We start from the raw sequence: 11,893 nt of genomic DNA on the forward strand, positions 1-11,893 counted from the left end.
GGGCCTTCGGAGCCGCGAAAGCGAAGTGGAAAGGTCACGATGGTTTCAAAGCGTTTGTCTGGGCCTCAGTTCTGAGCTACAACCTGGTGCGGTTGGCCCGACTCGGTCCGGATTAGCCGACCGGTTCCGACTGAACATCTGTAAACAGGGCGCATGAGCAGTCGTGCGGTGCCCGCCCGTGGCTTGAACGCGAGCCAGTCGATCAAATAATGATCACATTTACCAATATTTAGCTGCTTTCATTTTTTTGAAGGCACGCAGCTCAGCCTCCACTCCTGGAGGTGAGCTAAACTGGCTGAAAATGCGGGTTTCTGGATGGGCACTAGTTATGTCGGTTAGAGTAAACAGGTATATCACGTCTCAGGCGATCGGTCGGGGGGCCATGGGGGTCGTGGCGAAAACTGCATCAAGAGATGAAATTGTCCACGCCATTCGACAGGTTTTGGATGGCAAGATTTGCATTTGTGCGGGCTCTGACGAATTCGAAAGTGGAAATGGCCGTAGTGCTGTCCGGGCCGGCTCAGAAGCAGAGGTTGATCCGAGCCAGTTTCAATCTTTAACGAAGCGACAGCTGACAGTTCTAGAGAGAATGACACTTGGAGAGTCCAACAAACAGATCGCGTACAATTTGCACTTGGCGGAAACCACCGTTAAAGCTCACGTTTCGGCTGTACTACGTAAGCTGAATGTTCAAAATCGCGCACAGGCGATCCTTGCAGCGAGTTGCCTCGACCTAGTTTCCCGAATACGCAAATAGCAGGGTTTTCAATTTCGGGTATACCTAAAAATACGTATTCCGGCGACCGTGAACGTTCATTTCAGTTGAAGTGACCCTGCCCCATGTGCCGGACTGCCACTCACTGGACTCGTATTCCCCGTACTGTGTTTGCCGCACCTCAGGAAATTGCAAACCGTACCGGCCTTACCGACGGCAACATTAAAGGGCAACTCTGCGGCCAGATCACTTCAGGCCTGGACAACTAGGATTGACCCAGATCGTACCCGGGGACTCAGCGGCACCTTTTCGGGCCTCGCTGGTAAAACATGATCTGCCGCCCTATTGATAGCGAATCCCAAAAGCTCATCGCTGGAGGCATTTAATTTCAGCAAAAATGAAAGCAAGTAACACTATAATTATATCGATCCGCTTTCTAAGCCGCAGTAGCGGCCCCACAACCAGGTGAAACCATGCACATAGTTAAACGACTTTTTGCGCTGGCTGCCTCACTGGCTCTGAGCGCCTGCGCCACCACGCCTCAGTCGCATGAACTGATTTGGCCGGTTGCAGATGAACCTCTTGGAACAAACGAAATCGTACTTGCCGACTCATCAACCAGCGTATTTGGCAACAACACCGACCTGGGAATCGTGCAAGTCCGGGTACGATTTAACGAAGACAACTACATTTATAAGGTGGCATTTTCGGCGAGTGATCAGGGTGTAGAGCCCAATCTCCGAGACACCTATGAAGTTACGGTGAGCTTTACAGAAGCCAAACTGAATCTCATTTTGCGCGATTTCAGCTTTGCCGGCGGCGAGACAGTCGTGGGCGTTGAAGGCCGAAAATACATCGTGAGCCCCTGGCATTGGCACGCCGAGCATTACCTGGCCGTAAACAAACCTGAATCTGACTACGCAAAGCTTATCGGCACCAGTTTCAGGCAACCGGCGGTAAAAAACATCCTTCGCAAACTACCCAGCTGGCGTGAAACCTCAGGTCCAGTCAAACCGATTCGCATGTTCTTTTCCAATCGCAGAGCCTGGGCAGATGTGCCCGGGGTCCAACGCCTAAAGGACAACACCCTCGCCGGAGAGTCTGCACTGGCTGCTTTTGAAGATCCAGAGTCCGTCTACACTCAGTACTTTGGCGAGCCACACGGCGCCCAGGTCGCCGAGGCCAATCGTAAGAAGGCGGCGGAAGCTGCCAACCAGGCCTATAGAACCTTTGTCTACCAGTCCTTCGTCCAACTAACCCTGACGGACAAAGTAAAGAGGGCGAAGTGTCCTTCTCTGCCCTACATGGCTCGATCCTACGACCCACCAGCCGAGTGGTATCAACAGGGAGACATCGCGGTCACTCGTGCCAACTGCCTGACGGAACTGGTCAATAGCTATGATCCAAACCCTCTCATCTCAGCCTATGAGAGAAACCTTGACCAAGAATCGAAACTCTATGCCAGCACTTACGGCATAGAACGTTTTTCCCTCGAAGATGCCTTGGATACCGTTAATCAGGTCGTCCGAGACATACAGATCGCCGGCGAAAGGGCACAAGCCCTCTATGACGGAGGCGACTACTGGAGTGAACGAAATCAGCAAAGAAAAGCGGACCATGCACGACAGGCACAGGCAATGCGAGGCTTGGTGCAAGGGCTGCAGTCTCTAGACCAAACCCTGCAGGCCCAAAATCGTCAAACTGAAGCCAATGTGCGCAGGCTTCAGGCTCAAGCGTTCAACAGGCCACAGACAAGTACCGTAAACCCCAAACAGCCAAGCGCGACTCTGCCTCAGCCCATGCCTATGGATTCCCTTGACGCCCCCAAGCCTTCTGAGGCAGAGGCAGAGAAAGTGGCGGGCAACACAGCTCAGAGCAAGGACGCACCGGAGACACCCCCTGCAAACACAGTTAATGCAACAAGGATTGATGACACCGAGCAGCATATATGCTGGTCCCCCTCACCCAACTGCCTCGTCGTCGGCTCCGAATGGAGCCAGATGACTGAAGGCCGGATAATTGCTACCTATCGCAATGCCTGCGATCGCCGTATCGTGGTGAAAAAATGTAACGAGCGATCTGACGGCAGTGCAGACTGTGGAACCGGTGGCATTCGAGGTGGCGAAGCTGTGAAATGGGCCACCAGTAACGCCACCGGCCGATACGCTTACAACATGATCGGCGTGGATAATCCCAACAAGGACTGGGTCTGCATGGGCCGAACCGAAAACTGGAGGGATCAACCCCTCTGGAATAACTAGCGGAAGTTGGTACGCCCACGGCAACCGCTGCACGGGCGCGCCTGTCGTTCCCTGTCCGTCGACCAGGTGATGTTTCTTCAACCCATACAGGTGGGCGAGCTGTTGACCTTGCTGGCAAGCGTGAACTACACCGGCCGGGTTAAATGGGGCTACTACAGCAGTGAACACTCCTGGCCTATGATTGCACCAGCCCCACTTGGCTTGGACGTTTCACAATCTGCGATAAGCTGGAAGCTCATGGTGAAAAAGGGAAGAGACAATGTTAACTCTTATATGTCTGATTTTCGGAGCGTCAATTGGCAGTCAGTTCGGCATCACCGGCGGTGTTTTTGGCGCTTTACTCGGACTGATACTCGCGAACTCTACCAGCGCCTCATGGCAGGTGCCTGATACTGGACTACAAGCCGACAACACATGTTTGACAGACTTTACCTCCTTCACTGACTCCGAGATCTCCCACACCGGGCTGGAGCTCTCGGATCCCTTTTCCGATTCCGCACTGGAGGAAATTTCAAGCACAGACTCAACCTGGATCAACCCCGCGACCGGATTACCAATGATTGGAGAAGGGACTTCAGGCATGGATATAGGCGGGAATATCTTTGGGGCAGGCTCACATGATCATTTGTCATCTGCCTTCGACGACGCTCCGGATTCAATCCTGGATGATCATCTCTGAACACGAAACTCTCAGCAGTTCAATTCAATAACATCAGAGGACGGCCAAACATTCACAGCTGGGGGCATCAGCCCAGCTTTCAGGTCCTATATCTCTTTCAGGAATTAACCAGGCGCCACTCGCGCCAGGCCAACTCTCGCTGTTTATCAATAAACTCCGCCAGATCCTTCAAACTGATCAACCAGATCGACTTCTGCGAGCCACCGCGCCACGCGGGGATAGGAAGTGCATGACGCCCGGCTCGGGCGGCTGCTTTGGCCGGCGATAAGCCAAAGTATTTCTGGCATACATCCGCCAGGGGCACCTCAGATTCAGAGTATTCCGCTAAAAGCGCAAAAAAGGTTGAAACCTGACTCATAAAACCTCCTTCTGTATACATCGCACTTTAAGCATATGGGACACGCCGTCCGTCGTGTGTCGTTAAACCGTGTTTTTTGCGTACATAAGTCAACGATACGTTCTCATTCAATCTTCGGTAACGGGCCGCCAGTTCCAACCCAAAAATTTATCGTGGGGCTCCTGTCGACTGAGATGCGTATAGCGCTGCAGCATTGCCCAACTCTGGTGGCCAGAAATAGAGGCGACCCGGGGAATATCCCAGCCGCGCTCAAACAGCCAACTGATGCACTCATGGCGAAGATCGTGAAAACGTAAATCACTGATCCCCAGAAACTGGCAGTATGCATGGAAACGGGTCCCGATGGATTTGGCGTTACAGGGGAAGATCCGATCGTTATCTCGCGGCTGGCGCTGAATTATCGACCAGGCCTCATCAGTGAGGTAAACCATTCGATCGTTGCCCTTGGTACCCATTGGGTTTTTCATATCAGGGACCACGACACTTCGATTCCGCGGATCCAGGCCTGCCCACTTGATCCGGCAAATTTCATCCTGGCGACGAGAAGAGAACAGGGCGAACAAGATGATGTCGGTCATCGGAATGGATCTTTTGCCCGAGGGTATGGCGGCGTAATCCAGCAAGCTATCAAGCTCCATCAAAGTGGGTCGACGAACCCGTGTTTTCGATTTGCCAACCAGGCGCTCCCGGCGGCATGTTTCGGCGGCGTCGTTTAACGATTCCAGCGCTGCGGGGACGCCCCAGGCCGAACGCGCGGTTTTGAATACCGACCGGAGCCAAATCAGATCGTTGTTAATCGTCTGGGGCTGCACTCTCCGCCCGCTAGCATCCGGTCTTGCGCGTTCTATTACGTGAGCAACAATTTCTTGAGCGGTCAACTCGATCGCGTCCCTCTCGGCCAGATCAAAAGTCCTCAAATACTCCAAATGATGCCTTTTGCTCCTCCCGAAGTTGTGACCGAATTCATCCAGATACCGATCAATCAGGTCCTCTACAGTTACCCCCCTGTGCTGTATCCGAAGCAGTGCACCCGGTTCTTGTAGCTCCAGCTCCCGTCTGGCACTCCAGTCTCGTGCCAATGTTTTTCGATCGAATGTGCGGCTCTCCTGATAGACGACTTTGCCATTTCGTTTGACCCGCACATCTGCCCGATAGGCTTTGCTACCATCGGACCTTTTTCGGGTTGTTATGGATGCCATGCGAGATGTGTCTCCTGTAAAAAAGATAATGCGTGACCGCTCGCCATTGCCATCAGAATACCTTCAGGAAATCGGCGTTCGTGACGGCAAACGAACTATTTCGGCGACATCAGAGGCTCGGATATCGCTTATCAATCAGAACCTCACCACCAAACCATCGGGGGAGCTTTCCTGATAGAATTGCCCCGTGCCCAGTGGATTGACGCGAAATATGGAAGCCATTAAAGAGAGTCCCGATCCGGAATTCGTGATCAATCCAGATCGCGGTGCTACAAACCACTTGCCGTAGCACTTCTGTAGCACCGTGGTCAGAAAAACAGCCAAATTTGAGCAATTAATGAGCAGAACAGCACCTTTGGAACAGAGCCAAAACACCCCCGGAGCCCCTGCAAACACAGGGTCTGAGCCCTCCCGCCGCTTCTGCGTGGCCCCGATGATGGACTGGACCACCAGTCACTACCGTTATCTGGCGCGCCAGCTTAGCCGGCATACCCTGCTCTACACCGAGATGGTCACCACCGGCGCACTGATTCATGGCGACACCGCGCGCTTTCTGCGCCACGATGAGGCCGAGTACCCACTGGCCCTTCAGCTGGGTGGCAGCGATGCCGGCGAACTTGCCCACTGTGCCAGGCTGGCACAGCAATACGGCTTCGATGAGGTTAACCTGAACGTCGGTTGCCCCAGCGATCGTGTTCAGAACAACATGATCGGTGCCTGCCTGATGGGCCATCCGGACAAGGTGGCAGAGGGCGTGCGCGCCATGATTGAAGCAACCGAGCTGCCAGTCACCGTGAAGCATCGAATCGGTATTGATGGGCGGGAGTCCTGGGACGATCTCTGCGAATTCGTGGAAAAAGTGTCGGAAGCTGGCTGCCGGACCTTTATCGTACACGCCCGGATCGCGATTCTTGAAGGCCTGAGCCCCAAGGAAAACCGGGAAGTCCCTCCGCTTAAATACGACTGGGTCTACCGGCTGAAAGCGAAATACCCGCACCTGGAAATCATCATCAACGGCGGCATCAAGACCTTCGATGAGTGCCACGAGCATCTCCGGCATACCGACGGCGTGATGCTGGGTCGGGAGGCGTACCACAATCCCTGGCTGCTGGCAGGCGTCGATCCGGAGTTCTTCGGGGAGGCAGCGCCGGTAGAAACCCGGCATCAGGCACTTCGGGCCATGCTTCCGTTCATAGGGAGCGAACTTGAGCGCGGCGTATTCCTGACTCACATGTCCAGGCACCTTCTCGGCCTGTTCCACGGCCAACCTGGCGGTCGGCAGTTCCGTCGCTATATCAGCGAGAACGCCCATAAATCCGGTGCTGGCCTGGAAGTGATCGAAACCGCTCTGGAAAAGGTTCGTGAACCGGCGGCGCCGGAGATTGCCGAAGCTTAATCGCAGGCAATTGCCACCATACCTTTTGTTGTCTTGTTCCTGTCAGAGCGGCCCGTTATTGTAGGCATATAGCCAGCGCCCGGGATTCGGGCGCACCAATAACAGATCAACCGGGACGACAGGACGAATGACCAGCAAGCTCGACCAACTGAAGACCATGACCACGGTGGTAGCGGATACCGGCGATATCGAAGCCATTGCGAAGTGGCGGCCGGAAGATGCCACCACTAATCCATCCCTGCTACTCAAAGCTGCCGCTTCTGACGCTTACCGGCCGATGCTGGACAAGGCTGTGGCAGAAGCCCGGCGGCATGGCGGCTCAGACGCCGAGCAGCTGACCATGGCCACTGATATGCTGGCCGTACTCGCCGGCCGAGAAATCCTGAACCTGATTCCCGGTGTGGTTTCGACGGAGGTGGATGCCCGTTTGTCCTTTGATACCGCCGGTACGCTTGAGCGCGCCCGCCGCCTGGTTGAGCTGTACGACAAGCAGGGCGTCGACACCAGTCGCGTACTGATCAAGATTGCTTCTACCTGGGAAGGCATCCGGGCGGCCGAGCAACTGGAGAAAGAAGGCATTCACTGCAACCTGACGTTGCTGTTTTCTTTCATTCAGGCCGCCGCCTGTGCCCAGGCCGGTGCATTCCTGATCTCGCCCTTTGTTGGTCGAATTCTGGACTGGCACCTGGCCAGCACTGGCCGGGACAGCTACCCGGCTGCAGAGGATCCGGGGGTGCTTTCGGTATCCCGTATCTACAATTACTACAAGGCCAACGGCTTTAAAACGGTGGTGATGGGCGCCAGTTTCCGGAACACCGGCGAAATTGAAATGCTGGCTGGCTGTGACCGCCTGACCATAAGCCCTACCCTGCTGCAGGAGTTGCAGGACGACCTGGGCGATCTGCCGCGTCGACTGGTCGCCGACACCGCCAGCTCACCGGATCAGTTTGGCACCATCGACGAGAAACTGTTCCGCTGGGAATCCAACGAGGACGCTATGGCTACCGAGAAGCTGGCCGATGGTATCCGCCGGTTCACAGCCGACCAGATTGAACTGGAGAACCGGGTCCGGCAGCTGGCCAGGGCGGCCTGACGCGGCGCCTCAAACCAAACACAGAAGTGGGACTGTCCGATCATGATCGAGCGCCTGAAAAAATTGTTTGCGGCACCGGAAGCTGAACGCGAGAAGCCCGATAACCATCAGCTCGCAGTGGCTGCCACGGCATTGATGGTTCAGCTTTCCCGTGTCGACCAGGATGAAGACGAGCGCGAACTGCAGGCCATTGTTGATGGCGCAGTAAAAGCACATCAGGTAACCCGGGCCGAAGCCGAGGAAATTCTGGAAGACGCCCTTAGCCACGCAGACGATGCCACGTCGCTCTATGAATTTACCGGCCAGATCAACGAGTACCTGGACCAGGAAGGAAAACAGGCCCTGCTGGAAAGTATCTGGCGCGTGGCCTTTGCGGATGGCCGCATCGACAAGTACGAAGAACACCTTATTCGCCGCATGGCAGACCTGCTGCATCTTAATCATCGGGAGTTCATGCAGGCGCGGCACCGGGCGCAAGACGCAGGTTCTTAAAAGGAGACAGCATGCTAGCGATTCTTCATCCGAATACCGCTCTGGACAGCGAAGAATACCGACAGACCATGCACTACCTCGAGAATCTCCCGAACGTGTCGGTTCGGGTTCATGAGGTTCAGGGCGCCACCCAGAGGCTGACCGAAATCTATCTTCTCGGGGACACCAAGCCCCTGAACAAGGAAGAGATCGAAGCCCTACCTGCGGTCGAACGGGCCATACGCATTTCGGACGACTACCGTATTCTTGGGCGCCACCGGGACGATCGACGGCAAAGCGGCTTCACCTACAACGGTGTCGAGTTCAGTCAATCCAACCTGAACATCTTTGCCGGGCTGTGCGCGGTTGATGTGCCCGAACACGTCGACATGATGATGAAGGCCCTGGAAGGCCATGGGGAAGTCTGCACACGAATGGGCGCCTACAAGCCGCGCACCAACCCTTATTCATTCCAGGGCCACGGCAAGGGCTGCCTCCCCTGGGTGTTTGAAAAGGCGGGGAAACACGGCATCAAGGTTATCGCCATGGAGATCACTCATGAGAGCCACATTGAGGAAATCGACAACTGCCTCGAAAAGCTTGGCCGTCCCACCGGTGTAATGCTGCAGGTGGGCACCCGCAATACCCAGAACTTCGAGCTGCTCAAGGCCATTGGCCGCCAGAGTACCTATCCGGTACTGCTCAAACGCGGGTTCGGGATTACCCTGAATGAATCCCTCAACGCTGCCGAGTATCTGGCCAGCGAAGGCAACGCTAATGTCATCTTCTGCCTGAGGGGCATGAAAACCGAAGCCGGCCAGCCCCATCGGAACATGGTGGATTTCGCCCATGTGCCGGCGGTCAAGCGCCTTACCCGTATGCCAGTCTGTGTGGATCCTTCCCATTCGGTGGGCAGCCGCGAGCAGTCTCCGGACGGCATCCTTGATGTCATGCACGCGACCGCCCAGGGCGTCGTCGCCGGTGCCAACATGGTGCTCGTGGATTTCCACCCCAAGCCGGAAAGAGCCCTGGTGGACGGCCCCCAGGCCCTGCTGATGAACGAGCTGCCGGCGTACCTCGAAGACATACGCCTTTGCCACGACACCTGGAAGAAGCGCCAGGCCATTTACCAACGCCTGAAGGATGATGCAGCGGAATGATTGTCTACGGACACAGAGGCGCCAAGGGAGAAGCTCCCGAAAACACCCTTCCGGGATTTACGCATGCTTACCGGCACGGTATCCGGCATTTTGAACTGGATCTCGTATTGTCAAAGGACGGCAAGCCGGTATTGGTGCACGATCTTTCGGTTGACCGCACGACCAGCCAGAAAGGCAGTATCAGTCAGTACACGGCCGCCGAACTGGCTGCCATGGATGCGCGAAGAAACACCAGCTCCTGGCCCACACCCACGGGAATTCCCGCGCTGGAAGACCTTCTGGACCGGTTCGACGACCTCGAACACCTGCAACTGGAAGTCAAAAAAGACACGCGTCAGCGCCTGAACATTCTCAGCAATCGCCTGACAGAGGTTATACAGCGACGCAATCTGTATCAGACGGTGGCCATAACCTCTTCCGACACCTGGTTTCTGAAACAGATCCGGCGGCGGAACAAGAACATCCGCATCGGCCTGGTCGCAGAGCGCAAATTCCCGCGCCCCTTGAGCATTGCGGGCCAACTCGGCTGTGAGTATCTCTGCATCAACTGGAAGCTTTGCTCGAAAGCGCTGGTTGAAAAAGCCCATCGAAAGGGCATGCACGTGTCCACCTGGACGGTGAACCGGATTCACGACATGTTGCAACTGGAAGAAATGGGCGTGGACAGCATCATCACTGACTATCCCACCAGCACCCGCATATTCTTCGACAACAGGGCCAGGTCAGCCCTGTCATTGCCACAGAGTCACGCCGGGGTGTCGGCCAGTAAAGAGGCCCTGTCAGCGGGCTGAATTCGGGATATGGAAGGTTAAGCCGGGGTCAGTCGTAGGCTTTCTTCTGACCCCTGGTGTGGCCTGCCCCGTTAAAAGATCCGGTTCAGACCGTTCAACGCCGCGACACGGTAGGCTTCCGCCATGGTCGGATAGTTGAACGTGGTATTGATGAAGTAGTTCAGGGAGTTGGCCTCTCCTTCCTGATTCATGATCGCCTGGCCGATGTGGACGATTTCCGCCGCCTGGTCACCGAAACAGTGGATACCCAGAATCTGACGGGTTTCCCGGTGAAACAGAATTTTCAGCATTCCTACCGCTTCTCCGGTAATCTGGGCACGGGCAAGATCCTTGAAGAACGCCTGTCCAACCTCGTAGGGCACCTTGGCTTCCGTCAGTTCGCGCTCGGTTTTACCAACGGAACTGATTTCCGGAATGGTGTAGATCCCGGTCGGCACATCCGACACAAAGCGGAAGTATGCGTCATCCACAATATCCGAGGATGCAGAGCGGCCCTGGTCATAAGCGGCGCTTGCCAGACTTGGCCAGCCGATCACGTCGCCCGCCGCGTAGATGTTGTCCACTTCGGTGCGATAGTGCTCGTCAACGGCCAGTTGCCCACGGCCATTGGGTTCCAGACCGATATTTTCGAGGCCCAGCTTCTCGGTGTTCCCGCTGCGACCATTGCACCACAGGAATGCATCCGCACGGATTTTCTTGCCCGATTGAAGCGACAACACCACACCGTGGTCGTCGCCCACAACCGACTCGTACTGCTCGTTGTGGCGAACCAGAACGCCATTATTCCGCAGGTGGTAACTCAGGGCGTCGGAGATCTCGTCATCCAGGAAGGACAACAGCCGGCTACCCGGGTTGATCAGGTCGACTTTTACACCCAGGCCCGCAAAGATCGAGGCGTACTCTGACCCTATGACGCCAGCGCCATAAATAATCAGTGTGCGAGGCGTGTGAGACAGGTTCAGAATGGTGTCGGAGTTATAGATACGGTGATGACGGAAGTCCACATCGGGTGGCAGGTAGGGCCTGGAACCGGTGGCGATGATCGCCTGCTTGAAGTGCAGCGTCTCGGAGGACTTGCTACCCCGGACTTCTATGCGGTTCTGGTCGACAAAAAAGGCCCGGCCGTTTATCAAATCCACGCGATTGCGAGAGTAGAACTGCGTCCGGAGCTTGACCTGCTTGCCGATGACCTTCTGGGCATTCTGAAGCACTCGCGGGAAAGAGAACCAGCGAGGCTCCCCGATATCCCGGAACATCTGGTTGGTGTTGAACGTAATGATCTGTTTGACGGAGTGGCGCAGCGCCTTGGAAGGAATGGTGCCCCAGTGGGTGCAGTTCCCGCCAACGGTAGGCTTGTCTTCGATGATCGCGACACGTTTGCCGTGTTTCGTCGCATTCATCGCCGCGCCTTCGCCGGACGGACCGGCGCCGATAACGACGACGTCGTAATGATGTTCTGCCATGCGCGCAGTGACTCCTTATCTACGTCGTGAAAAGATGGTTGTAATTGTCAAAAACAGATCAGTGCTTGCTGGCCTTGCTGGCGTCGTAAGCCAGAGCCTCGGGCTCTTTACCCTCGTTGGCCAACCGTTCGTTTTCTTCTTCGCACTTCTGGGTATTACCACCGCAGATATCACAGGACTGGCTGATACCAAGCGCGCCAATACCGCCGCAGGTTCCGCTGATGGGCTTGCGCCCGAGGATCACGCCAATAGACATGGCTGCAACCAGCAAAACCACGATGAAAAGAACCAAAAGAAAGGTACCCAT

Annotated in this window: 12 protein-coding genes and 1 pseudogene; 9 read left to right on the plus strand and 4 right to left on the minus strand. The window is 55.6% G+C overall.

Annotated elements, in window-relative coordinates:
• Positions 1 to 382 precede the first annotated feature (382 nt).
• The 4 genes and pseudogenes from BM035_RS23290 (at position 383) to BM035_RS22650 (ending at position 3,655) form a co-directional block, all read left to right on the plus strand.
• Positions 383 to 757, plus strand: a complete 375-nt coding sequence (locus tag BM035_RS23290; protein WP_441295081.1) for a response regulator transcription factor — start codon at positions 383 to 385, stop codon at positions 755 to 757.
• Between the two features lie 431 nt (positions 758 to 1,188).
• Positions 1,189 to 2,976 (plus strand): hypothetical protein, encoded by a 1,788-nt coding sequence (locus BM035_RS16390; protein WP_092033221.1) that lies wholly within the window; start codon positions 1,189 to 1,191, stop codon positions 2,974 to 2,976.
• A 33-nt stretch (positions 2,977 to 3,009) separates the two neighbouring features.
• A pseudogene (locus BM035_RS22995) lies at positions 3,010 to 3,114 on the plus strand (acyl-CoA thioesterase); the annotation flags it as partial.
• 121 nt (positions 3,115 to 3,235) lie between these two features.
• The gene (locus BM035_RS22650) at positions 3,236 to 3,655 is read left to right on the plus strand and encodes a hypothetical protein (RefSeq protein ID WP_175497409.1); all 420 of its coding nucleotides are present in this window, start codon (positions 3,236 to 3,238) and stop codon (positions 3,653 to 3,655) included.
• A gap of 97 nt (positions 3,656 to 3,752) precedes the next feature.
• Here BM035_RS22650 and BM035_RS16400 read toward each other — a convergent pair whose 3' ends face one another.
• On the minus strand, positions 3,753 to 4,013 hold the full coding sequence (locus BM035_RS16400) for a pyocin activator PrtN family protein (RefSeq protein WP_092033224.1): 261 nt from the start codon (positions 4,011 to 4,013) through the stop codon (positions 3,753 to 3,755).
• Positions 4,014 to 4,120: 107 nt separating this feature from the next.
• Positions 4,121 to 5,155, minus strand: coding sequence for a tyrosine-type recombinase/integrase (locus BM035_RS16405; RefSeq protein WP_175497410.1), 1,035 nt, complete (start codon positions 5,153 to 5,155; stop codon positions 4,121 to 4,123).
• Positions 5,156 to 5,549: 394 nt separating this feature from the next.
• Here BM035_RS16405 and dusA point away from each other — a divergent pair, with 394 nt between their 5' ends.
• The 5 genes from dusA (at position 5,550) to BM035_RS16430 (ending at position 10,123) form a co-directional block, all read left to right on the plus strand.
• Complete coding sequence (gene dusA / locus BM035_RS16410; protein WP_288366715.1) at positions 5,550 to 6,608, plus strand: tRNA dihydrouridine(20/20a) synthase DusA; 1,059 nt, start codon at positions 5,550 to 5,552, stop codon at positions 6,606 to 6,608.
• A 127-nt stretch (positions 6,609 to 6,735) separates the two neighbouring features.
• Positions 6,736 to 7,701, plus strand: coding sequence for a transaldolase (tal, locus tag BM035_RS16415; protein WP_008175047.1), 966 nt, complete (start codon positions 6,736 to 6,738; stop codon positions 7,699 to 7,701).
• A gap of 42 nt (positions 7,702 to 7,743) precedes the next feature.
• Positions 7,744 to 8,193, plus strand: a complete 450-nt coding sequence (locus BM035_RS16420; protein WP_014577563.1) for a tellurite resistance TerB family protein — start codon at positions 7,744 to 7,746, stop codon at positions 8,191 to 8,193.
• Positions 8,194 to 8,204: 11 nt separating this feature from the next.
• Entirely contained in the window at positions 8,205 to 9,332 is a 1,128-nt protein-coding gene (locus tag BM035_RS16425; protein ID WP_053112419.1) for a 3-deoxy-7-phosphoheptulonate synthase, read from the plus strand.
• A complete protein-coding gene (locus BM035_RS16430; protein WP_008175052.1) occupies positions 9,329 to 10,123 on the plus strand; it encodes a glycerophosphodiester phosphodiesterase in 795 nt (264 codons plus the stop codon). Before BM035_RS16425 ends, BM035_RS16430 begins: the two co-directional genes overlap by 4 nt.
• Positions 10,124 to 10,194: 71 nt before the next feature.
• Here the strand turns inward: BM035_RS16430 and sthA are convergent, their stop codons facing one another.
• Both sthA and nqrM read right to left on the minus strand, forming a co-directional pair.
• On the minus strand, positions 10,195 to 11,586 hold the full coding sequence (gene sthA / locus BM035_RS16435; RefSeq protein WP_008175054.1) for a Si-specific NAD(P)(+) transhydrogenase: 1,392 nt from the start codon (positions 11,584 to 11,586) through the stop codon (positions 10,195 to 10,197).
• A gap of 58 nt (positions 11,587 to 11,644) precedes the next feature.
• Positions 11,645 to 11,893, minus strand: coding sequence for a (Na+)-NQR maturation NqrM (gene nqrM, locus BM035_RS16440; protein WP_008175057.1), 249 nt, complete (start codon positions 11,891 to 11,893; stop codon positions 11,645 to 11,647).

It is taken from the genome of Marinobacter sp. DSM 26671, from assembly GCF_900112835.1.
In the GTDB taxonomy this organism is placed as follows: domain Bacteria; phylum Pseudomonadota; class Gammaproteobacteria; order Pseudomonadales; family Oleiphilaceae; genus Marinobacter; species Marinobacter flavimaris.